This is a genomic window from Arthrobacter glacialis, from assembly GCF_002909415.1.
GTDB lineage: Bacteria > Actinomycetota > Actinomycetes > Actinomycetales > Micrococcaceae > Specibacter > Specibacter glacialis.
Window position 1 is genome coordinate 137,563 of sequence record NZ_PPXB01000007.1, and the last position, 21,606, is coordinate 159,168.

The 21,606-nt window shown below is 60.8% G+C and carries 23 protein-coding genes; 12 read left to right on the forward strand and 11 right to left on the reverse strand.

All coding sequences use genetic code 11. The annotated features are described in order from the left end of the window. Positions 1-127: 127 nt before the first annotated feature. Positions 128-601, reverse strand: coding sequence for a VOC family protein (locus CVS28_RS10670; RefSeq protein ID WP_103465851.1), 474 nt, complete (start codon positions 599-601; stop codon positions 128-130). 138 nt (positions 602-739) lie between these two features. Beyond that, positions 740-961 (reverse strand): hypothetical protein, encoded by a 222-nt coding sequence (locus CVS28_RS10675; protein ID WP_103465755.1) that lies wholly within the window; start codon positions 959-961, stop codon positions 740-742. A gap of 94 nt (positions 962-1,055) precedes the next feature. Between CVS28_RS10675 and CVS28_RS10680 the strand changes: the two genes are divergently transcribed. From CVS28_RS10680 to CVS28_RS10690, 3 genes are all read left to right on the forward strand, one after another. After that, a complete protein-coding gene (locus CVS28_RS10680) occupies positions 1,056-1,448 on the forward strand; it encodes a DUF3054 domain-containing protein (protein WP_243399828.1) in 393 nt (130 codons plus the stop codon). Positions 1,449-1,550: 102 nt separating this feature from the next. Beyond that, on the forward strand, positions 1,551-1,832 hold the full coding sequence (locus CVS28_RS10685; RefSeq protein ID WP_103465756.1) for an Lrp/AsnC family transcriptional regulator: 282 nt from the start codon (positions 1,551-1,553) through the stop codon (positions 1,830-1,832). An 8-nt stretch (positions 1,833-1,840) separates the two neighbouring features. Further along, positions 1,841-2,575, forward strand: coding sequence for a copper homeostasis protein CutC (locus CVS28_RS10690; RefSeq protein ID WP_103465757.1), 735 nt, complete (start codon positions 1,841-1,843; stop codon positions 2,573-2,575). A gap of 110 nt (positions 2,576-2,685) precedes the next feature. Here the strand turns inward: CVS28_RS10690 and trpD are convergent, their stop codons facing one another. Next, positions 2,686-3,756 (reverse strand): anthranilate phosphoribosyltransferase, encoded by a 1,071-nt coding sequence (gene trpD / locus CVS28_RS10695; RefSeq protein WP_243399829.1) that lies wholly within the window; start codon positions 3,754-3,756, stop codon positions 2,686-2,688. A 186-nt stretch (positions 3,757-3,942) separates the two neighbouring features. On the opposite strand from trpD, the gene ctaE reads away from it, so the two are divergent. The 4 genes from ctaE to qcrB all read left to right on the forward strand — a co-directional run bounded on the left by ctaE (position 3,943) and on the right by qcrB (position 8,259). Then, the gene (gene ctaE / locus CVS28_RS10700; protein ID WP_207767498.1) at positions 3,943-4,581 is read left to right on the forward strand and encodes an aa3-type cytochrome oxidase subunit III; all 639 of its coding nucleotides are present in this window, start codon (positions 3,943-3,945) and stop codon (positions 4,579-4,581) included. An 89-nt stretch (positions 4,582-4,670) separates the two neighbouring features. Further along, positions 4,671-5,459, forward strand: a complete 789-nt coding sequence (gene qcrC, locus CVS28_RS10705; protein ID WP_103465759.1) for a cytochrome bc1 complex diheme cytochrome c subunit — start codon at positions 4,671-4,673, stop codon at positions 5,457-5,459. Positions 5,460-5,557: 98 nt separating this feature from the next. Then, positions 5,558-6,586, forward strand: coding sequence for a cytochrome bc1 complex Rieske iron-sulfur subunit (qcrA, locus tag CVS28_RS10710; protein ID WP_103481492.1), 1,029 nt, complete (start codon positions 5,558-5,560; stop codon positions 6,584-6,586). A 2-nt stretch (positions 6,587-6,588) separates the two neighbouring features. Further along, entirely contained in the window at positions 6,589-8,259 is a 1,671-nt protein-coding gene (qcrB, locus tag CVS28_RS10715; RefSeq protein ID WP_103481493.1) for a cytochrome bc1 complex cytochrome b subunit, read from the forward strand. 144 nt (positions 8,260-8,403) lie between these two features. Here qcrB and CVS28_RS10720 read toward each other — a convergent pair whose 3' ends face one another. Continuing rightward, on the reverse strand, positions 8,404-9,183 hold the full coding sequence (locus tag CVS28_RS10720; protein ID WP_207767499.1) for a GntR family transcriptional regulator: 780 nt from the start codon (positions 9,181-9,183) through the stop codon (positions 8,404-8,406). An 80-nt stretch (positions 9,184-9,263) separates the two neighbouring features. Between CVS28_RS10720 and CVS28_RS10725 the strand changes: the two genes are divergently transcribed. Beyond that, the gene (locus tag CVS28_RS10725) at positions 9,264-9,551 is read left to right on the forward strand and encodes an HPr family phosphocarrier protein (RefSeq protein WP_103465762.1); all 288 of its coding nucleotides are present in this window, start codon (positions 9,264-9,266) and stop codon (positions 9,549-9,551) included. A gap of 115 nt (positions 9,552-9,666) precedes the next feature. Here the strand turns inward: CVS28_RS10725 and CVS28_RS10730 are convergent, their stop codons facing one another. The 5 genes from CVS28_RS10730 to CVS28_RS10750 form a co-directional block, all read right to left on the reverse strand. Next, positions 9,667-10,068, reverse strand: coding sequence for a cytochrome c oxidase subunit 4 (locus CVS28_RS10730; RefSeq protein ID WP_103465763.1), 402 nt, complete (start codon positions 10,066-10,068; stop codon positions 9,667-9,669). Beyond that, positions 10,065-11,768: an aa3-type cytochrome oxidase subunit I gene (gene ctaD, locus CVS28_RS10735; protein WP_103465764.1), complete on the reverse strand. Its 1,704-nt coding sequence runs from the start codon at positions 11,766-11,768 to the stop codon at positions 10,065-10,067. Before ctaD ends, CVS28_RS10730 begins: the two co-directional genes overlap by 4 nt. Positions 11,769-11,781: 13 nt before the next feature. After that, on the reverse strand, positions 11,782-12,660 hold the full coding sequence (gene ctaC, locus CVS28_RS10740; protein ID WP_103481494.1) for an aa3-type cytochrome oxidase subunit II: 879 nt from the start codon (positions 12,658-12,660) through the stop codon (positions 11,782-11,784). A 184-nt stretch (positions 12,661-12,844) separates the two neighbouring features. Next, the gene (locus CVS28_RS10745; protein ID WP_103465766.1) at positions 12,845-13,231 is read right to left on the reverse strand and encodes a HesB/IscA family protein; all 387 of its coding nucleotides are present in this window, start codon (positions 13,229-13,231) and stop codon (positions 12,845-12,847) included. A 65-nt stretch (positions 13,232-13,296) separates the two neighbouring features. Beyond that, a complete protein-coding gene (locus CVS28_RS10750; RefSeq protein ID WP_103481495.1) occupies positions 13,297-14,751 on the reverse strand; it encodes a dipeptidase in 1,455 nt (484 codons plus the stop codon). A gap of 70 nt (positions 14,752-14,821) precedes the next feature. On the opposite strand from CVS28_RS10750, the gene CVS28_RS10755 reads away from it, so the two are divergent. Further along, positions 14,822-15,424, forward strand: a complete 603-nt coding sequence (locus CVS28_RS10755) for a DUF3043 domain-containing protein (protein ID WP_243399830.1) — start codon at positions 14,822-14,824, stop codon at positions 15,422-15,424. Between the two features lie 107 nt (positions 15,425-15,531). Then, the gene (locus CVS28_RS10760) at positions 15,532-16,536 is read left to right on the forward strand and encodes an aldo/keto reductase family protein (protein ID WP_103481496.1); all 1,005 of its coding nucleotides are present in this window, start codon (positions 15,532-15,534) and stop codon (positions 16,534-16,536) included. Positions 16,537-16,801: 265 nt separating this feature from the next. Here CVS28_RS10760 and CVS28_RS10765 read toward each other — a convergent pair whose 3' ends face one another. Next, positions 16,802-17,869, reverse strand: coding sequence for a quinone-dependent dihydroorotate dehydrogenase (locus CVS28_RS10765; RefSeq protein WP_103481497.1), 1,068 nt, complete (start codon positions 17,867-17,869; stop codon positions 16,802-16,804). Between the two features lie 93 nt (positions 17,870-17,962). Here CVS28_RS10765 and CVS28_RS10770 point away from each other — a divergent pair, with 93 nt between their 5' ends. Next, complete coding sequence (locus CVS28_RS10770) at positions 17,963-19,636, forward strand: FAD-binding dehydrogenase (RefSeq protein WP_103481498.1); 1,674 nt, start codon at positions 17,963-17,965, stop codon at positions 19,634-19,636. Continuing rightward, positions 19,633-20,754, forward strand: coding sequence for an alpha/beta hydrolase (locus CVS28_RS10775; protein WP_165788130.1), 1,122 nt, complete (start codon positions 19,633-19,635; stop codon positions 20,752-20,754). The genes CVS28_RS10770 and CVS28_RS10775 overlap by 4 nt, the downstream gene beginning before the upstream one ends. Here CVS28_RS10775 and CVS28_RS10780 read toward each other — a convergent pair whose 3' ends face one another. Then, positions 20,755-21,603, reverse strand: coding sequence for an isoprenyl transferase (locus CVS28_RS10780; protein WP_103481532.1), 849 nt, complete (start codon positions 21,601-21,603; stop codon positions 20,755-20,757). Between the last annotated feature and the right edge of the window lie 3 nt (positions 21,604-21,606).

Below are 21,606 nucleotides of genomic sequence, written 5' to 3' on the forward strand. Positions count from 1 at the left end.
CCGGCCGGCCACACACCAGATCCGGCCCGGCTTCAGCCGGGATACGTGATCTTCAGTCTAAGCAGGACGACGCAATTTCGTTAGAAGAATTCAAGCGTGCCGTAATACAACATCCAGCACAGACCGCTTAGCCGTCGTAAGCGGCCTGCAATGCGGCAATGTCGAGCTTTTGCATGCCCAGCATGGCGGCCATGGCGCGCTGTGAGCCTTCCGGGTCGGGACCATTGAGAACACTGGTGAGCATGGCGGGAATCAATTGCCAGGACACCCCGAATTTGTCCTTGAGCCAGCCGCATTGGCTTTCCTCGCCGCCGTCGGCCGTCAAGGCATTCCACGTGGCATCCAGCTCTTCCTGGTTGTCAAAGAACAGCTCAAAGGAGATTGCCTCCGTAAAGGAGTACATGGGGCCGCCGTTCAGGCCACGAAAACTGCGCCCATCCAGTTCGAAGGCAACTGTTAATGCAGTGCCGGGCTCCCCCGGGCCGCCTTCACCCCAACGTGCCACGTCCGTAATGCGGGAATTCGGGAACAACCCCACATAAAAACTTGCTGCTTCTTCCGCCTGGCCATCAAACCACAAACATGTACCAATTCCTGCCATTGCCACCACATCCATTCATCGAGACACAGACCAGACAACTGTTCCGGTCTGTGGACGAGCCTAGAGCGGCAGGCCACCGGCTTCAATGGTTACTTGCCGGTAGCTTTCGCCGAGACGAGTTCTTCGTCGGCGACGCTCTTAAGGGCGACGGCGGGGCTTGGCTTTGACGGCGTCGGCCATCACCAGAGACAGGACCAACCAGAGGCAAAAGGCCGTGCCGCCGAGGACCACGGCAAGGGTGGGCGGAAGGATCCCCGCCACCCACTGCTTGGACGTCAAGGAAATCGCGCCAGCCAGAAAAAGCAGCGCTCCACCGACTCCCAGGACAATGTTGAGCAGGCGCAGCAACCAGAGCCGCACGTCGCCTCCTGTGTCGCGGTAGGGGGAATGTCAACCGGAGTGACCGGCCCAACGGCACAGCCACCTCTGCAAGTTTACGACTAAACTTCCATGAGTGACTCAAACACAGACGCGCCCCAGTTCGAAGATTCTTTTCTACACGATCGCCGCGGACATTGTCCTGGTGCTGATCTTTGCCCTGTCCGGACGCAGCTCCCACAGCGAAAATCTTTCCGTGGGTGGCGTGCTGGAAACAGCGTGGCCATTTCTCGCTGCACTGGCTGTGGGCTGGCTGGTTTGCCGCACCTGGGTGCAGCCGCTGCGTGTGTGGCCGCACGGCGTCTGCCTGTGGATGATCACCGTGGCCGGCGGAATGGCTTTGCGCATCCTCTCCGGCGCTACCGCGGCGACCCCCTTTGTGGTGGTGGCAACACTTGTTTTGGCCGTGTTCCTGCTGGGCCACCGGCTCATTGCAACACGTGTGACACGTGGCACCAAAAGCCCATAATTAGCGAATCCCCTGCGTTACGATGGAGGCAACGAACTGCGTTTTTGTGACATCGCGCAGCATTTTTCCGCCTGCTTAAGCCACACGACAAGGACCCCGCCTGTGATCACCGCTTTTGTCTTGATCAAGACTGATGCCTCCCGGATACCCGAAGCCGCCCAAGAGATTTCTGAGCTCGCCGGAATCAGTGAGGTTTATTCGGTGACGGGTGAATGGGACTTGATTGCCATTGCGCGCGTGCAAAAGCATGAGGAGCTGGCAGATGTGATCGCCGACAAGCTTTCCAAGGTTAAGTCAATTGTCTCCACCACCACCCAGATTTCCTTCCGCGCTTATTCGCAAACTGATTTGGATGCAGCGTTCTCCCTCGGTTTCGACCACTGAACCGCCGGATGCGCCTCGAAATTGCTGTCCAGGATGTCCCCGGAGCTCACCTGGCAGCGGCGCACGGTGCCGACCGGATTGAGCTCTGCTGCGCTTTGCAACTGGGCGGGCTCACACCGTCCCACGGTTTGCTCAAAAGCGTTCGCGACGCCGAACCGAACCTGCCCATTCATGCCCTGGTCCGGCCGCGCCCCGGTGACTACGTTTATGACAGTGCTGCGGTTGCCCTCATGGTTGAGGAAATCAAGGCCCTGCGCGACGCCGGTGCCACGGGCGTTGTGATTGGCGCCCTGACCGCGGCGGACACCATTGGCTACTCCACTGTTGAGACGCTGATTGCGGCAGCGGATGGCCTGCACATCACCTTCCACAGGGCAGTGGACCATCTCAAGCTTCACGACGCCGCAGCTGCCGTTCCACAGCTGGCCGACCTTGGGGTGCAGCGCATCCTGAGCTCTGGCGGAGCCGGCCGTGCGGGTGAGGGCCTGACACAACTGCGGGCCATGCATGAGGCGGCCCAGGGTCGGTTGGATGTCATGGCTGGCGGCGGTGTTGGCATCGGCGATTTCTCCGCCTTCCACGCTGCCGGCTTGCGCGACGTTCACCTCTCGGCCAAGCGCGTGGTCACCCAAATCCTGCCCGAGCCCATCACGGCAGCAGCCCAGGCCGAGGACCACAGCTACTTTGCCACCGACGCCGACGTGGTGCAGCAGGCTGCCAGCGCGGCGCGCGCTCTGAACTAGGGCTTGGCGCCGGCCCTGGTTGTGCTGGCTTGAGCATGTTCACCACCAACACGTGAAGGGCCCTCCAGGGAGCCCTTCACCTGTTTAACCGGTGGGTTGGTGCGCGAAGACTATTCGCCAGCACCCTCAGCCGAGAGTGCAACCCAGTTCTTCAGAACGTTCGCGGCAGCGCCGCCGTCGATGGCCGCCTCGGCCCGGGCTGCGGCAAAGTGCATGCGTTCCACCAGGGTGCCTGAGGCCGACTGGTCGTAGGCCACAAGGCCCGCGGCCGCATTGAGGACCACGGCATCGCGGACGGGTGTTCGCTCACCGTCCAGGATGCGCCGAACAACGGAAGCGTTGAATGCTGCATCGGCGCCGCGCAAGTCTTCAATGGTGGCCCTGGGGATGCCAATATCCAAGGGGTCAAAAGCAAGTTCCGTGACTAACGTGTCCCTGACCTCCCAGACAGTGGAGGTGCCCGTCGTCGTGAGTTCATCCAGCCCATCGCTGCCCCTGAACACCAAGGCTCGCACGTTGCGCGCCGCCAACACGCCAGCCACCAGGGGTGCCAGACGCGCGTCCGCAACACCAATGGCTGAGGCGTTCACGCGCGCTGGATTGGTCAACGGGCCCAGCAGGTTGAACGCCGTGGGAATGCCGAGCTGGCGCCGGGCAACAGCTGCGTGTCGCATGGACGGGTGGAAGAAGTTGGCAAAGCAAAAAGTGATGCCCACTTCGCTAGCCGCACGCGTCACCATCTCCAAGGAAAGGTCAAGACGGACGCCCAGGCTCTCCAGCACGTCTGCCGAGCCTGCGGCGGAGGAGGAGGCCCTGTTGCCATGCTTGACCACCGTGGCCCCTGCGCCGGCGCAGACCAGGGAGGCCATGGTGGAAATGTTCACAGTATTGAGCCTGTCTCCGCCGGTGCCCACAATATCGAGGGCATCCGTGGAAACATGCATGGGCCGGGCATTGGCCAGCATGGCCTCCACCAGGCCGGTCACTTCGGCGACCGTTTCGCCCTTGGCACGCAAGGCCACCAGGAACCCGGCAATCTGCACATCGGTGGCGTTTCCGGCCATGATGGTGTTCATGGCCCACTGTGTTGCGTCCTGGCTGAGGTCTTCCTTGGCTATCAAGGCGGCAATGAGGTTTGGCCAGGTGCGGGTGTCGGCAACAGTGTTTGGGAGAGGATTCACTCTCAAGATGTTAGTGGAAATCGGCCGCCGCCTTCGGAATGTGACCATTGACACGCGCATCGTGTTGTGCATACGCATCTGGGTTTAGGCTGTGAATCCGCCGGAATTTCGCAAGTTTGTAGAAAAAGATCCGGCAAACGGCATTTTGCATTGGGAACTCTGGAGTTTTATAGACATAATGTCTATGTGACAACTGCGACCCATGCCCCCAGTACCCCGGCGCATCCGACGCTGAATCGACCGAACATGGTTTCTGTAGGAACCGTAGTTTGGTTGTCCAGTGAGCTGATGTTCTTTGCCGGCCTTTTTGCCATGTACTTCACACTGCGTTCCACCACTGGTGGGATGTGGGCTGAAGAAACGGCCAAGCTGAACTTCCCGTTCGCCTTGGTGAACACCATCATCCTGGTTTCCAGCTCATTCAGCTGCCAGATGGGTGTGTTTGCTGCGGAGAACCTTCGGCCTCGCCGCACCGGACGCCTCTTCCAGTTCTCCAAGTGGGGAATGACGGAGTGGTTCCTGTTGACCTTCGTTCTCGGTGCCATCTTCGTTGCCGGTCAAGCGACCGAATACGCGATGCTGACTTCCGAGCACGTGACACTGAACTCAAACCCCTATGGCTCAGCCTTCTACATGACAACAGGTTTCCACGGCCTGCACGTCCTTGGCGGACTCATTGCATTCCTACTCATCATTGGCCGCGCCTATGCTGCAAAGAAGTTTGGACACTTCGAAGCAACCAGCGCGATCGTCACTTCTTACTACTGGCACTTCGTGGATGTCGTGTGGATTGGCCTTTTCTTGGTCATCTACGTCCTGAAGTAAGCTGCCAACAGCTTTCTTCTATACAAGTAAGACTTAGCATTTGCGGCTCTCACTAGGGGCTGCTGGATATAGATCAAAGGAACCACCAAGTGAAGGCACTTTCGCAGAAGCGACGTCATCCGCTGGCTGCACTAGCGTTGCTAGTGATGGGGCTCATGCTGACAGGTGGGCTATACGCCGTTGTCACAACCATGAATGAGGCCAAGGCCGACACCACCACGTTTACCGCGCAGCAGGTCGAAGAGGGCGAGAAGCTCTTTATCGCCAACTGCGCCACCTGTCATGGGATGGGCGCCAGCGGCTCGGACGCAGGACCGTCCTTGGCTGGCGTCGGCGCGGCCGCAGTAGACTTCCAGGTCGGCACGGGCCGTATGCCCATGCAGATGCAGGGGCCTCAGGCTCGTGAAAAGCCCAAGCAGTTCGATACTGAACAGACCCGTGAACTGGCCGCTTATGTAGCCACGTTGGGTGACGGTCCGGCGATGCCGGCCGAGGAGTTCATTGACGGCGGCGGCGACGCAGCTGTTGGTGGCGAGCTGTTCCGCGTGAACTGCGCCATGTGCCACAATGCTGCCGCTGCCGGTGGCGCACTGACCCGTGGCAAGTTTGCACCGCCACTGGCTGGCGTGTCCAACAGCCACATGTACAGCGCCATGGTTACCGGCCCGCAGAACATGCCTGTGTTCAACGACGCCAACATCAGCCCCGAGGGCAAGCGCGACATCATCACCTTCTTGAACACCATTGAGAACCAGGGCTCCCCCGGTGGCGCCAAGCTTGGCTCGCTCGGTCCGGTATCCGAGGGCTTGTTCCTCTGGACTGCCGTCCTTGGCGTAGTCATTGGCTTCACCATCTGGCTGACGTCCAGGACTTCCTAAGTTTCAAGAACCACAGGTTTTTGGCTGCGCCAGCAGCCACCAGATACATACATTACGACCCCGGGAATGCGCCGGGATAAGAGAAGGATGAGGGGATTATGGGCAACCATAGTGACGGCACGCCGACAAGCTCGGACGCCGTAGCTAAGGCTGGTCACGATGAGGTGGATAAGTTCCAGGACCCTGGACTGCCACCACATCGTTTGCGACTAGCTGACACGGACCCCAAGGCTGCAAAGCGGGCCGAGCACCAGGTGGCATGGCTATTTATCATTTCCATCGTTGGCACGCTGATTTTCTTCGTTGGCTACTTTGGCGTTCGTCTTGATGACACCTTGGACACTTTGCGTTTGCAGAACACCTTCCTTGGCATAGGCGTGGCATTTGCCATGCTGGGCATTGGAACGGGAATTGTGCATTGGGCCCGCGCCCTCATGCCGGACCATGAAGTTGCTGAAGAGCGTCACGAACTGCGCTCCGAGGAAGACCGGCTGGCAGCCATTCAGATCATCGATGACATCGTTGACGAGACTGGCATCAAGCGTCGCCCGCTGATCCGCAATACCCTCATCGGCGCCGTCGCACTGGCCCCCCTGCCGGCAATTGCGATCTTCCGCGATCTTGGCCCCCTGCCGGGCAACGCCTTGCGTCACACGCTGTGGAAGGAAGGCGAGCGTTTGTCTCGCGATCCTGATGGCACCCCCATCAAGGCAGCCGATGTCACCATCGGTTCGGCTTTCCACGTGATTCCGGAGTCCTTGAACAAGCTCGAACACGGCAAGCTCAACGAGAAGGCCAAGGCAGTTGTTCTGCTGATGCGTTTGAACCCGGAAGACCTCAACCCTTCCGAGGGTCGCGAAGACTGGGCCTACAACGGCATTGTTGCCTACTCCAAGATTTGCACCCACGTCGGTTGCCCTGTTGCCCTGTACGAGCAGCAGACACACCACCTGCTGTGCCCCTGCCACCAGTCAACTTTTGACTTGACGCAGGAGTGCAAGGTCATCTTCGGGCCGGCTGTTCGCCCGCTCCCGCAGCTGCCCATTACGGTTGACGCCGAGGGTTACCTGGTCGCCCAGAGCGACTTCCATGAACCTGTTGGACCGAGCTTCTGGGAGCGTGGCTAATTATGTCGACAGCACCGCAAACCACATTTGAGCCCAAGACCGCCACAGGGCGCATCACCAACTTTGTTGATGAGCGCGTGGGCGGTTCGGGCATGCTGCGTGAATTTGGCCGGAAGGTCTTCCCTGACCACTGGTCCTTCATGTTCGGCGAAGTTGCCTTGTACACCTTCGTCATCTTGCTTCTTTCAGGTACGTTCCTGACGTTCTTCTTTGACCCGTCCATGGCGGAGACCCACTACAACGGTTCCTACGTGCCCCTCAAGGGCGTGGAAATGTCCGTGGCGTACAGCTCCTCACTGGACATCTCCTTCGAGATTCGTGGCGGCTTGTTTATGCGCCAGGTTCACCACTGGTCAGCCCTGTTGTTCGTGGCTGCCGTATCGGTGCACATGCTGCGCGTGTTCTTCACGGGCGCATTCCGCAAGCCTCGTGAACTGAACTGGGTGGTGGGCGGCGTGCTGCTCATCCTCTCGATGGCTGCCGGCTTCACCGGCTACTCACTCCCCGATGATCTGCTGTCCGGCAACGGTCTGCGCATCATTGATGGTGTGGTTAAGTCCATTCCCATTGTGGGCACCTACATCTCCTTCTTCCTCTTTGGCGGGGAGTTCCCAGGCACTGTCATCATTGGCCGCCTGTACATGATGCACATCATGTTGGTGCCGGCGCTGATCCTGCTCATGATCGCCATCCACTTGTTCATGGTTGTCATCCATAAGCACACGCAGTACCCCGGCCCGGGACGCAATGACCGCAACGTGGTGGGTTACCCCCTCGGCCCGGTTTACGCTGCAAAGGCTGGCGGCTTCTTCTTCATCGTGTTCGGCATCATCGCATTCGTTGCTGCAACGTTCACCATCAACCCCATCTGGAACTACGGCCCCTATGACCCCTCCCCCGTTTCAGCAGGCACACAGCCTGACTGGTACATCGGTTGGGTGGATGGTGCCTTGCGCCTCATGCCAGGTTGGTTCTTCAACATCCCGATGGAGTGGCACATTCCGTTCCCGTGGGGCGTGAACACCTTGTCCTTCAACGTTCTTGGCCCGGCCTTGATCCCTGCCGGAATCGTCTTCACCGCATTGTTCCTCTACCCGTGGATTGAGCGCTGGGTAACTCGCGACAACCGCGAGCACCACGTGCTGGACCGTCCGCGCAACGTACCGACCCGTACGGCCATCGGCGTTTCTGGATTCATCTTCTACTGCGTCATGTGGGCTGCTGCAAGCTCCGACTTGATCGCAACACACTTCCAGGTCTCCCTGAACGATGTCACGTACTGGTTGCGCGCACTGTTCTTCATTGGCCCGGTACTTGGTTTCATTGTGACCAAGCGTGTTGCCTTGGCGCTTCAGCGCAAGGACCGCGAGATTGCACTGCACGGCCGCGAGACCGGCCGCATTGTGCGCCTGCCGCACGGTGAGTTCCAGGAAATCCACGCACAGCTCGATGACTACAAGCGCTACAAGCTGGTTGGCTACGAGTCCCCCGTTGCCGAAGAGGGCATCCCGAACGAAAACGGGATTGTCACCAAGAAGGAAAACCTGCGAGCCAAGCTCAGCGGATTCTTCTTCGAGGATCGTGTTGCCCCGGCAACGCCTTCGGAGCTGGAAGCCGGACACCATCACGAGGCCATCGAAGCCAGTGACGATGACAAGGCCATCAAGCACTAAGCAGTTCTGAAACAAAAAGCAGTTCTGAAACAAAAAGCAGTGGCCGGTTCCCTCGAGGAACCGGCCACTGCTTTTTGTTGCCCTACCGGATTTGATGCCTTCACGGGCCGCCCGCGCCGCGCTGTGGACGTCCGGAGCCCCCTTCTAGTACATGCGCCGGGTACGCACGCCGGGGCGCTGCAGGGGCACACGGAGCTTGTAACGGTCAGCCCGGTAAAAGGACACCGAATAGTCCACGGTTGATCGGGAGACAAAGGCATGGCGTTCAGTGCGCAGCACCGGGGCGCCTATATCCACTTTCAACAGCCGGGCAATGGAGGGTGTTGCGGCGTTGGCTTCGATGATGTCCTCACCCCACTCAATGACCAGGCCGTAACGCTCGCCCAGGACGTTGTAGAGGGACGACGGCGGTCCGGCGTCGAGAATGCCCGGCACACGCCAGGCGGGGAGGAAGTTCTCATCCACGCTCATAGGCTCGTCGTCGGCCAGCAGCAGCCTTCGCAGCCTGATGACTGCCTGCCCCTCCTCCAGCTGCAGTTCGCGCGCCAGGCGGGCCGTGGCGCGAATCTGTTCAAAGGCCAGCACCCGCGCCGAGGGTCGCATGCCACGGCGCGCCATCTCCTCGGAGTATGAAGTGAGTTTGAGGGTCACATCCAACTTGGTGCGGGCCACGAAGGTTCCCACGCCCACCACTCGTTCTAGGAGCTCCTCCTCCACGAGAGCTTCCACGGCGTGCCGCAGGGTCATGCGGGCCACGGAAAAATGGGCCGCCATGTCCCGCTCTGAAGGCAATTGCCGCCCGGACTTGTTGGAGGACAGCACATAGTTGCGCAACAGTTCACGCAATTGGACATGGACGGAGACAGGCGACTCCCTGTCCAACTCCCCCGGGATCTCTTTCGCCGGCGGGACCAAATAGCTCATGAAACTCCTTTGCTCACAACTACCAGCCTAAAACACGACTACTCTCATTACAGAAACATCTACTTTCTAGGAGCCAGTGAATGTACACCCGCAAGATCACCGTGGCTGCAAGCGTCGGCTTGCACGCCCGCCCGGCAGCAGTTTTTGTCCGGGCCGTCAACCGCACGGGCCTGCCTATCACCCTGTCCAAAGAAGGCATGGAAGCCATTGACGGACGGTCGCTGTTGGCGGTCATGAGTGCCGACTTCCAACACGGCACTGAGGTTGAATTGGCTGTGGGCCCGTGCGATGCCGATGGCGACGCCGTGCGTGCTGCCGTGGACCACTTGGCGGAGCTGCTGGCGACGGACCTGACAGACCCCTCCTAACTTCTGCCCACTCGTGCTTCAGCCGGGCACAAAAAAGGGATTGTCCCCCACCATGTGGTGAGGGACAATCCCTTTTACTTTGTTCAAGTCAACCGGCTGCTGGAGCCGGGCAATGCTAGTGTGCGTGGTCTCCGCGGCTGTATTCGTAAACCCAGCCAACCAGTGCAATAGCGGCAAGGCCCAGGCCGACCATGAAGATCCACCAGCCCACTGCCAAGCCCAGGAACCCTGCAGCACAGGACAGAGCCAAAACCAGCGGCCACCAGCTCCAGGGGCTGAAGTGCCCCTGTTCGCCGGAGCCTTCGTGAACTTCGGCGTCAAGGCGGTCCTCGGGACGAGGTCCAACACGGTTACCCGTGTAGTAAAGGTAAACACCCACCATGATGCACAGGCCGGACAACAGGTACATGCCCAGGAAGCCTACGGGCTCCGTCCAGTGGGTCATGAAACCGTACACGGTGGCCACCGGAATGAAGAAAGCGCCGGTGAGCAAAAACAACCAAGATTCTACCTTCACTTGCTTGCTCCCTTCGAAGTTACTGCTGCTGCCGGTACGTAGTGCGGGGCAAGCTCCGGATGGTGAAGATCCAGGGCCGGACGCTCCGAACGGATGCGCGGCAAGGACGTGAAGTTGTGACGCGGCGGCGGGCAGGATGTTGCCCACTCCAAGGAAGCACCAAAGCCCCAAGGATCATCAACTTCAACCTTCTTGCCACTGCGCCAGGTGATGTAGACGTTCCAGAACCACGGGATCATCGATGCGCCCAGGACGAACGAGGAAATGGTGGAGAACTGGTTCATCCAGGTGAAGTTATCCTCCACCATGTAGTCGGCGTAGCGACGCGGCATGCCCAGGACACCCAACCAGTGCTGGATCAAGAAGGTGCCGTGGAAGCCCAGGAACAAGAGCCAGAAGTGGATCTTGCCCAAACGCTCGTTGAGCATCCGTCCGGTGAACTTGGGCCACCAGAAGTAGAAGCCGGCGAACATGGCGAACACCACTGTGCCAAAGACCACGTAGTGGAAGTGAGCAACCACAAAGTAGGTGTCAGAAACATGGAAGTCCAACGGGGGCGATGCCAAGATGATGCCTGTCAGACCACCGAACAAGAAGGTGATCATGAAGCCAAGGCTCCACAGCATGGGGGTCTCGAAGGTCAGCGACCCTCGCCACAGGGTGCCAATCCAGTTGAAGAACTTCACACCCGTTGGCACTGCGATGAGCATTGTCATAAAGGAGAAGAACGGCAGCATGACCTGGCCTGTGACGTACATGTGGTGAGCCCACACGGTCACTGACAAGGCGGCGATGGCGATGGTGGCGAACACCAGGCCCTTGTAGCCGAAGATAGGTTTGCGGCTGAAGACCGGGAAAATCTCAGAGACAATACCGAAGAACGGCAAGGCGATGATGTAAACCTCTGGGTGTCCGAAGAACCAGAAGAGGTGCTGCCACAGCATGGCGCCACCGTATTCGGCATCGAAGATGTGCGCGCCGAATCGGCGGTCAGCACCCAGGGCGAACAGTGCAGCTGCCAACGGCGGGAAGGCCATCAGGACCAAGATGGCCGTAACCAAAGTGTTCCAGGTGAAGATCGGCATGCGCCACATGGTCATGCCGGGGGCACGCATGCAGATGATGGTGGTGATGAAGTTGACGGCACCCAAGATGGTTCCGAAGCCTGACAGTGCCAGACCGAAGACCCACAAGTCGCCACCAACACCAGGGCTGAACGTGGTGTTGGACAACGGTGCGTAAGCAAACCAACCAAACGCTGCGGCACCCTGGGGAGTGATGAACCCGGATACTGCGATGGTGCTGCCAAAGAGGAAGAACCAGAAAGCCAGGGCGTTCAAGCGCGGGAAGGCAACGTCGGGTGCACCAATTTGCAGGGGCATGATGACGTTGGCGAAGCCGGCAAACAACGGGGTTGCAAACATGAGCAGCATGATGGTGCCGTGCATGGTGAACAACTGGTTGTACTGATCCTTGGTCTGCAAGATCTGCATACCAGGCTCAAACAACTCCGCCCGAATGATGAGCGCCATGACGCCACCGAGACAGAAGAAGATGAATGCTGCGATCAGGTACATGTACCCGATCGTCTTGTGGTCGGTTGAGGTGATCCAGTTGACGACGATGCGCCCCTTGGATACGGGAACCACCCGCGGAGCAGCCGAATTCACTTCGGTTGCTGAGTACTCGAGCGTAGACACTTTCCTCGTCCCCCTACTTCTTCTCGGTGGTGGCGGCGTTGGGATTGCGGTCATACTCTTCGCCCAAGGCGCCGGTCTGGCCCTTGGCCTTGAGCTCAGCCAGGTGCGCGTCGAATTCGGCCTGCGTGACAACCTTGACGTTGAAAAGCATTTCGGAGTGGTATTCACCACAAAGTTCGGCACACTTACCGTCGTACGTGCCCAGCGCCGTCGGCGTCAGGGTCATGTAGTTGGTCTTGCCGGGCAGCATGTCCTTCTTGTCCAAGAATGCCGGCACCCAGAAGGAGTGAATCACTTCACGGGAGTTCAGCTGAAGCTCAACAGAGCGGTTCACGGGCAAGTACAGGGTGGGCAGCTTCGACTTGTCGATCGGCTTGCCATCCAGTGTGGCCTGAACGCCAGCTGAGTAAACAGCTTCCTTGATGTCGTTGCCTTCAAGATAGTTGAAGTCAAATGACCACTGCTTGGCGCGGACATCAATAGTGACATCCGGGCTGTCAACACGGGCGTTGATGGACTTCTGCTCCACGTCTGTGAAGTGGAAGAACACCAGAACCATGAACAACGGCACCAACACATAAAAAACCTCCAGCGGGAGGTTGTAGCTCACCTGGCGAGGGAAGCCAGTGGCACCCTTGCGGCGGCGGTACGCGATGATGCACCAGATGATCAAGGCCCAGGTGATCAGGCCAATAATCAAGACTGTGATCCAGGAATTAACCCATAGATCGATGATTCCCGCCGTGTGATTGGTGGTATCACGCTCGGCTGGCAACCAGCCGTTCTTACTCTCTGCCGTACATCCAGACAAAGCTAACGCTCCGGCAATCGCCATCCCAGCCATGGGGATGACTTTTGCGCGTCGGCTGCCGGTTCGGTCCTGCGAACTCACAGACGGCCCTTCCTCTTGTTACTGCGCTCTGCGGCGATTGAGAGCCGCTAGGAGCTAAATGGGTTTTACTACTCGATGTAGAGCTTACCGCTATGGCACAGAAAATGCGTACAAAACCGCGCGTGCGTCGGATGTCCGCAAGGAATCTCCTGCAGTTAGCTCTACATCCAGTAGAAAACTTTGCTTAGTGGAACGAATCACCGCAGGCGCAAGAGCCTCCGGCGTTCGGATTGTCAATGGTGAAACCCTGCTTTGAAATGGTGTCTTCAAAGTCGATGCTGGCACCATCCAGGTAGGGGACGCTCATCTTGTCAATGACAACTTCGACGCCGTCAAAGTCGCGGACTGCGTCGCCGTCGAGCATGCGCTCATCAAAGTAGAGCTGGTAGATCAAGCCCGAGCAACCGCCCGGCTGAACTGCCACGCGCAGGCGCAAATCGGTGCGGCCTTCTTGTTCCAGCAGGCTGCGCACCTTTCCGGCAGCTACATCGCTGATCAACACACCGTGGGTGGGCAGTTCGGCGGCGGCAACATCTGCTGATGAAGTTTCTTCGTGGACATTTGCAGTCATGGCATTTCCTTACGTGGGGGTACAAGTACATGCTACGTCGAGCCCGGCAGGGGCGCTAACTTATGTCAACTACCTGGACGCGGATTGTGTTCCGCAAGGGCGCCGTTGTTAATGGCGCCCAGCAGATAAGCCTGGGCCACGATGGCCTTTTCAAAGTCGCCCAGGTGCAGGGACTCGTTGGCGCTGTGGGCCCTGGAGTCGGGATCCTCCACCCCTGTGACGAGGATTTGCGCGCCCGGGTAAATTTCCTTCAAGTCCGCAATGAAGGGGATGGACCCGCCAATGCCCGTTTCAACGGCACGTACTCCCCACGACTCCCCCAGTGCCCACAGCGCCGCCTGGGCGGCAGGCGCCTGGGTGTCCGTGGCAAAGGACTGGCCCGCCTCACCGGGCACAAAACTGACTTTTGCGCCAAAAGGCGCGTTGGACTGCACATGCTCCGCGACGGCCGCCATCGCGGCGGCTGGATCCTGTCCCGGCGCCAGGCGCAAACTGATTTTGGCCCTTGCCGTGGGAAGCAGGGTGTTGGAGCTCATCTCGACACTTGGCACGTCCATGCCAATGACGGACAACGCCGGCTGGGTCCACAGGCGCGAGGTGATGGTGCCGCGCCCGGCCAGCTGCACGCCGTCGAGCACCCCAGCGTCCGCACGGAACGTTGCCTCGTCGTAGTCCACGTCGCTGTGCTCGTTGCGCACCAGGCCCTCAATGGCCACCGAACCCTGCTCGTCGTGGAAGGTGGCTATGAGGCGCGCCAGCAAGGTGGGCGCATCCAGCAGCGGACCGCCAAACATGCCTGAATGGACCGCGTGGCTTGTCACGCTGACCTCCACCACACCATCCACCAAGCCGCGAAGGCTGGTGGTCAGGGCTGGAATGCCCACCTGCCAGTTGGCCGAATCAGCCACCACAATGACATCGCCGGCCAGCAGCGCCCGGTACTTTTCCAAGAATGTGCGGAACGTGGGCGAACCAGCTTCCTCTTCTCCTTCAATGAAGAACGTCACGCCAACTCCGAAGTCGGCTCCCAGTACCTTCTCCACCGCACTGAAAGCGGCAATGTGTGCCATGATTCCGGCTTTGTCGTCGGCAGCCCCGCGCCCGTAAAGGCGCCCCGCACGCTCCTGCGCCACAAAGGGATCACTGTCCCACAGCTGCGCATCCCCCGGCGGCTGCACGTCGTGGTGTGCGTACAGGACAACGGTGGGGAATCCGGGAGCCGCGGCCTTTCGGGCCACAACAGCGGGTCCGCCCGGGCCGCCGTCGTCCTTGGCAACACGCAGAATCTGCACATCTTCAACACCCGCTGCGCGAATCAACGCAGCAACTGCCCGGGCACTCGTGTCCAGGTGGGTGGCGTCGAAGGCGTCCCAGGCGATTCCGGGGATGGCAACAAGCTTGGTCAGCTCCGCAACGGTGCTGCTGAAGTTCTCTGCAACGCTGTGGCGCAGCTCATCGAGGGGAAGGTTGTCGGTTACCTTGGCTGGCAGCGCCGTGGCGCCTTGATCGTTGTGGGTCATAAACGCCAGACTACCGCCGGCAATGTGCCAGCGGTCAAGGCAAGGCGCCGTTTCAGGGTATTCTGTACGGGTGTTTGGACGTAAGAAAGATCAAGCCCCCGACCCGCAGCTGACGGCTGCCTCCTCCGAGCAGATTTCCCCTTCCAGGGATGCCCAATCTGCCAAAGGTGTGCCCACTCCCTCACGCAAGGACCAGGAAGCGGCACGCAAGCGCCCCCTGGTACCCAATGACCGTGCAGCCGCCAAGGTCGCTGCCCGTGATGCGCGCCGTGATGAACAGGCCCGCATGCGCCGCGCCCTGGACACCGGCGAGGAACGCTTCTTGCCGCTGCGTGACAAGGGACCACAGAAGCGCTATGCCCGCGACTACGTTGACGCCCGGTTCAGCCTTGGCGAGTACGTCATGTTCGCCGCCTTGGGCATTGTTCTGCTGACCCTGGTACTGCCGCCCACCGGCAATGCCTCCATCATTCTCTTTGCAGCATTCTGGGTCATGGTTGCTTTTGTGGCGATCGATGTCTGGTTCATGGGCCGCAAGCTCAAGCGCCTGATCGCTACGAAGTTTGGTTCCGTCGATTCCGGCGTCATCTGGTACGGCTGCATGCGCTCCATGCAGTTCCGCCGCCTACGTCTGCCCAAGCCCATGGTTCGCCGCGGGGAATGGCCCTCCTGACCAAGGTTTAACGCGCCGGTCGCTTCCTTACGGAAGTGGCCGGCGTCGTTGTTTAAGCAGCTGTCATTGGTGCGAGGTTCGGCATCCAGATTCGCTAGGCTGGGTGGATGGAATACCGCTACCTTGGCCGCTCAGGCCTGAAGATCACCGAAATCACCTACGGCAACTGGCTCACCCACGGCTCGCAGGTGGAGAACGACGTCGCCACGGCGTGCGTGCGTGCCGCGCTCGACGCCGGAATCACCACCTTTGACACGGCCGACACCTACGCCAACGGCGCCGCCGAGCAAGTCCTTGGAAGCGCGTTGGCCACCGAACGGCGCGAATCGCTGGAGGTTTTCACCAAGGTTTACTGGCCTGTTGGACCCAAGGGACCCAATGACACGGGCTTGTCACGCAAGCACATCATGGAGGGCATCAACAACTCCCTGCGACGCCTGAACATGGACTACGTAGACCTGTACCAGGCCCATCGTTACGACTATGAAACACCGCTGGAGGAGACCATCGCGGCGTTTGCCGACGTGGTCCGGGCGGGCAAGGCCCTCTACATTGGTGTTTCGGAGTGGAACGCCCAGCAGCTCCGGGACGGCCAAACACTGGCCCGCGAGGCCGGGTTCTCACTGGTCTCCAACCAGCCGCAGTACTCTGCCCTGTGGCGCGTCATTGAGCCCGAGGTGGTCCCCGCCTCGCTGGAGCTGGGCATGTCCCAGATTGTGTGGTCGCCCATGGCCCAGGGCGTGCTCAGTGGAAAGTACCTCCCCGGCGCGCCGCTGCCTGCCGGCTCCCGCGCCACGGACGCACTGGGCGGGGCGAACATGATCAGCGGCTTCCTCGATGAGCAGATCCTGACCAACGTGCAAAAGCTGCGCCCCATTGCCGATGAACTGGGCCTGAAAATGTCCCAACTGGCCGTTGCCTGGGTTCTGCAGAATCCAAACGTGGCAACAGCCATTGTGGGCGCATCCCGCCCGGAGCAGGTGGCGGAGAACGTTGCAGCCTCCGGAGTGAAGATTCCAGCCGAACTCATGGCAGCCGTTGACGCCGCTCTGGCCTCGAGCATCGTCAACGACCCGGCCAAGACGCAGAGCCCGCCAAGCCGCGTGGCGTAGCAGGCGAATTGGGCTATGCGCATGCGTGGACGGTGGCGTGGCGCATAGCCCTTGGCTAGTTTTCACATGCGCACAGCGAAGTGCCAGCACGGCGCAGCTGTCACAGGGGCGCACTGCTGTCCACAACGGTTGCGCACAGACAAAGTCGACGTGGCGCATACTCCACGTCGCGCGGTCATTTTCCGCCTAAACGTACTTTGTCCGCTTATACGTGGTTTAGAAACCACGTATAAGCGGACAAAGTACGTTTAAGCTTCGGTGCTGCCTATTTGCGCAGGGCAGCCAGTTCCTTGTTGATGCGGGCAGCCCAGAACGGGCCCTCGTAGAGGAATGCCGTGTAGCCCTGAACCAAGGTGGCGCCGGCGTCGAGGCGTTCCTGAACCTCGGCACCGGTTTCGACGCCACCCACGGAGATCAAGGTCAGCTGGTCCCCCACGGCGGCCTTGAGCTGGCGGAGCACGGCCAGCGACCGCGCTTTCAGCGGCGCACCGGAAAGACCGCCAGCACCCTTTTCCGCCACCATGGCGGCGTCGCTCAACAGACCCTCGCGGCTGATGGTGGTGTTGGTGCAAATGATGCCGTCGAGCTTGAGCTCCAACGCCAACGCGGCGACGTCGGCAACGTCCTCGTCAGCCAGATCGGGGGCGATCTTCACCAACAGCGGCACGTGGCGCCCGGCTGCCGCATCGGCGGCTTCGCGCACACCAATCAGCAGGGGGCGCAGCGTTGCAACGTCCTGCAGCAACCGCAGTCCCGGGGTGTTGGGCGAGCTCACGTTGACCACCAGGTAGTCGGCTGCTGGAGCCAGTGTGCGGGCGCTGATGAGGTAGTCCTCCAGTGCGTCCTCAAGCTCCACAGCCTTGGTCTTGCCAATGTTGACACCAACAATGGGCCGCACAGCCGGGTACGTCTTGTCCAACTCAGCGAACGCCTGCACAAGGCGCGGCGCAACGGCGGCTGCGCCGTCGTTGTTGAAGCCCATGCGGTTGATCACGGCGCGGTCCTGAACCAAGCGGAACAGGCGCGGCTGGGGATTACCCGGTTGCGACTGGCCCGTAATGGTGCCCACCTCAACGTGGCCGAATCCAAGGTTGGCCAAGGCGTTGATGCCCTTTCCTTCCTTGTCAAAACCGGCGGCAAGTCCAAACGGTGTGGGGAAGGTCATACCGAGCGCTTCGGTTTGCAGGGATGCCGCGGGGGTGAAGATGCGGCGCAAGACGGCGCCGGCTCCCACCGTGTGAGTCGCCTTGATCATGGTGAAGCCGATCTTGTGCGCTCTTTCGGCGTCCATCCAAGAAAAACAGAGCCGGAAAACTGTGGGATAAATTCGCATACCCCTAGTTTTCCGGTTCTGCCTCACATCTGCAAAACGTCGAGCCACGATCTTTGACGCATGGCGGGCACCAAAGGGCGTTAGCATGTCCACATGGATACCAATGGTGGCGGTGCATGGCAACAGGCGGATGTTGTAGTGGTGGGGGCCGGGCTGTCCGGCCTGGTCAGCGCCGCCGAGGCGTACAACGCCGGGCGGACGGTGCTGATCCTGGACCAGGAGCCGGAAGCTTCACTGGGCGGGCAGGCCCATTGGTCCTTTGGCGGCTTGTTCCTGGTGGACTCCCCCGAGCAACGCCATCTGGGTGTCAAGGATTCCGCCGAGTTGGCCATGAGCGACTGGATGGGCTCGGCCGCCTTTGACCGGCCCGAGGATCTCTGGCCGCGACGCTGGGCGGAGGCGTACGTCAATTTTGCCGCCGGCGAGAAACGTGCCTGGCTGCATGCGCTCGGCGTGAAGTTTTTTCCCCTGGTCCAGTGGGCCGAGCGCGGCGGCTACGATGCCGCGGGCCACGGCAATTCTGTTCCGCGTTTCCATGTGGTGTGGGGCACCGGTCCCGGGATTGTGGCACCCTTCCTGAGTAAATTGGAAGAAGGTGTTGCCGCGGGACGGGTGCAGTATGCGTTCCGGCACCGGGCCACCGAGTTGATGTTCGACGCCGGAACCGTCACGGGAGTGCTCGGCGAGGTGCTGGCTGATTCAGAGGCTGCCCGTGGTGTGGCGAGCAGCCGTGAGGTTGTTGGCGGCTTCAGCGTCCAGGCCGGCGCGGTGATTGTCACGACCGGCGGCATTGGCGGCAACCATGCCATGGTGCGTGAGCAATGGCCCAACGGCACCGGGCCGGGCTACATGCTGACGGGTGTTCCGGCGTCGGTGGATGGGGAATTCCAACAGGCGGTGGCCCGCGCCGGCGGGGCCCTGATCAACACCGACAGGATGTGGCACTACCCCGAGGGCATTCACAACACCGATCCGGTGTGGCCCAATCACGGGATCAGGATCCTTTCCGGCCCGTCTCCGCTGTGGTTGGACGGGGATGGCAGGCGTCTGCCGGTGCCGCTCTTCCCCGGCTTTGATTCCCTGGGCACCCTGCGGCATCTGGAAACCACGGGGCACGACCATTCCTGGTTTGTGCTGAACAAAACCATCATCGGCAAGGAATTTGCCCTCTCCGGCTCGGAACAAAACCCGGACCTGACGGGCAAGGACGTGAAATTGCTCGCCAAGCGCGCCCTCCCCGGCGCCCCCGGCCCCGTGCAGAACTTCCTGGACCACGGCATCGACTTCCTGCAGGCCGCCACGGCCCAGGAGCTTGCCGCGAAGATGAACGCCTTGGTCGGTGTTGACTTGATTGATCCTGCGGAACTGCATGAAACGTTGTTGGCCCGGGACCGCCAGGTGGACAGCGGTTTGGGCAAGGACACCCAGCTCAACGCCATCAGGGAAGCCCGGCGCTTCGCCACGGACAAGTTGATGCGTGTGGTGCCACCCCATCCCCTGCTGGCGCCCGAGCACGGCCCGCTCATTGCGGTGCGGTTGACCACCTTGACCCGCAAGAGTTTGGGCGGGCTGACCACGGATCTGTCAGCGCGTGTTCTTGACGCTGCGGGCAACCCCATCCCGGGACTGTATGCAGCCGGTGAAGCAGCGGGGTTTGGCGGCGGTGGCATGCACGGCTACCGGTCGCTGGAGGGCACCTTCCTGGGCGGCTGCCTGTTCTCCGGCCGCATTGCCGGCCGTTGTGCAGCAAGCGACGCCGGAGCGTGAGGGCTAGCGCCACGCGGTGGCATGCGGACATTCTGGGACCCGACTACCAAGCCCTGACATTGCACGTACGCGCACGGGCAGTTCCGAGCAAAGACGGCAATGACATCGCGGCAACACCTGGGGACAGCACCGCCCCGGCCCAGTCCAGCCCCGCTGAGACGGCGGAGGGGGAACCGGTACCTGTTTCCTACCGGGCAACCTTGGTCCGGCACCGGCCAGCCAGGCGGCAGGGAGGGGAGACGCCGTCGCCCCCTGCCACCAAGACTGCCGTACTGTTCATTCACGGCTGGAGCGACTACTTCTACAACACCGGTCTGGCCGAGTTCTTCACCGGCCATGGCTATTCCTTCTACGCCTTGGACCTGCACAATCACGGGCGCAGCCTGACCTCCCACGAATTGGGCGGCTATGTTGCCGATTTAGCCGATTACGACGCCGAGATCCTCGCCGCCCACGCCGTCATTGCCCAGGAAATTTCCGGTAGTTCCGTCACGTCTGGCACAGCAGGCGGCAACGTGCCGATCCTGTTGATGGGCCACTCCACGGGAGGATTGATCGCCACCCTCTGGGCGCATCACCACCCGGGTTTGGTGAGCCATCTGATTCTCAACAGCCCTTGGCTGGAAATTCAGGGCGGTGCTGCCATCAGGCGTGCAGCCACTCCCTTGGTGCAGCTGGCGGATCTTCGTCCGCTCATGCGGATGCGGGTGCCCGAACGTTCGTTTTACTGGCGGGGCATCAGCGATGAGGCCTATGGCGAATGGCCAGTGGATAAGAAACTCCGCCCACCGCACGCCTTCCCGGTCCGGGCGGGCTGGATGAAGGCGATCCTGGCTGCGCAACAGGAAGTGGCTGCAGGGTTGAAACTGCCCATGCCGGTGCTGGTGCTGCTGTCCACCAAGAGCATGCTGGGGCCCATTTGGAGCGATGCCATGCTCCGCGCCGATGTGGTTCTGGACGTGCGCTCCCTGGCACTGAGGACGCTGTCGCTGGGCAACAGCGTCACGCTGGAACGGCTGGAGGGAGCCCTGCATGAGGTGCTCCTCTCCCCCCAGCCCGTGCGCGATGACGGCTATGCCCGCATGGAGCGCTGGCTGCGCGGCTATGTGGGCCAGTAGTTAAGCCTTGGCGGCGTCAACGGCGCCGCCGTAGCGCCTGTCCCGGCGCGCGTATTCATCCACGGCAGCCCACAGGGTGGTCCTGTCCACGTCCGGCCACATGGTGTTCATGAAGACAAACTCCGCATAGGCGGACTGCCACAACAAGAAGTTGGACAGGCGCTGTTCCCCGCTTGAACGCAGGAACAGGTCAACGTCGGGAACGTCTGGCACATACATGTACTTCTGCACGGTCTTCTCATTCACGGACTTGGGGCTCAGTTTGCCCGCCGCAACATCCGCGGCCAGGGCGGAAACGGCGTCGGCAATTTCGGCACGGCCACCGTAGTTAACACACATGGTCAAAGTGATGACGTCATTGTCCTTGGTGTGTTCCTGGGCTTCCTCGAGCTCGCGGATCACCGATCCCCACAGCTTGGGCCGCCGCCCGGCCCAGCGAATCCGCACACCCCAGGCATCGAGTTGGTCGCGCTGGCGACGTAGCACATCCTTGTTAAAACCCATCAGGAACCGGATTTCCTCCGGGGACCGCTTCCAGTTTTCGGTGGAGAACGCGTAGACGCTTACGTACTTGATGCCCATTTCAATGGCACCGGCCATGACGTCCAGCAGCGCCGGTTCGCCAGCTTTATGGCCCTCTATCCGGGGCAGCCCGCGCTCATTGGCCCAGCGACCGTTGCCATCCATGACAATGGCCACGTGCTCCGGAACCAACTCCCTGGGAATGTCCGGCATGGCGGCCCCTCCCGCATGGGGCCACGGTGCCACAACCTGGGGTTTGGACTTGCTGCGGCTGCTCTTGAGCCCGCTGCTGTTGAGTCCGCTGCTGTTGAGTCCGCTGCGCTTCATTGC

Bases quoted from the DNA above. Each gene is read 5' to 3' on its own strand.
- CVS28_RS10770 (WP_103481498.1), top strand. From the start codon at position 17,963: ATGGATACCAATGGTGGCGGTGCATGGCAACAGGCGGATGTTGTAGTG.
- CVS28_RS10720 (WP_207767499.1), bottom strand. From the start codon at position 9,183: ATGAGCTATTTGGTCCCGCCGGCGAAAGAGATCCCGGGGGAGTTGGAC.
- CVS28_RS10750 (WP_103481495.1), bottom strand. From the start codon at position 14,751: ATGACCCACAACGATCAAGGCGCCACGGCGCTGCCAGCCAAGGTAACC.
- CVS28_RS10765 (WP_103481497.1), bottom strand. From the start codon at position 17,869: ATGCGAATTTATCCCACAGTTTTCCGGCTCTGTTTTTCTTGGATGGAC.
- CVS28_RS10780 (WP_103481532.1), bottom strand. From the start codon at position 21,603: ATGAAGCGCAGCGGACTCAACAGCAGCGGACTCAACAGCAGCGGGCTC.
- CVS28_RS10745 (WP_103465766.1), bottom strand. From the start codon at position 13,231: ATGACTGCAAATGTCCACGAAGAAACTTCATCAGCAGATGTTGCCGCC.
- CVS28_RS10690 (WP_103465757.1), top strand. From the start codon at position 1,841: ATGCGCCTCGAAATTGCTGTCCAGGATGTCCCCGGAGCTCACCTGGCA.
- CVS28_RS10760 (WP_103481496.1), top strand. From the start codon at position 15,532: ATGGAATACCGCTACCTTGGCCGCTCAGGCCTGAAGATCACCGAAATC.
- qcrB (WP_103481493.1), top strand. From the start codon at position 6,589: ATGTCGACAGCACCGCAAACCACATTTGAGCCCAAGACCGCCACAGGG.
- qcrA (WP_103481492.1), top strand. From the start codon at position 5,558: ATGGGCAACCATAGTGACGGCACGCCGACAAGCTCGGACGCCGTAGCT.
- CVS28_RS10670 (WP_103465851.1), bottom strand. From the start codon at position 601: ATGGCAGGAATTGGTACATGTTTGTGGTTTGATGGCCAGGCGGAAGAA.
- CVS28_RS10725 (WP_103465762.1), top strand. From the start codon at position 9,264: ATGTACACCCGCAAGATCACCGTGGCTGCAAGCGTCGGCTTGCACGCC.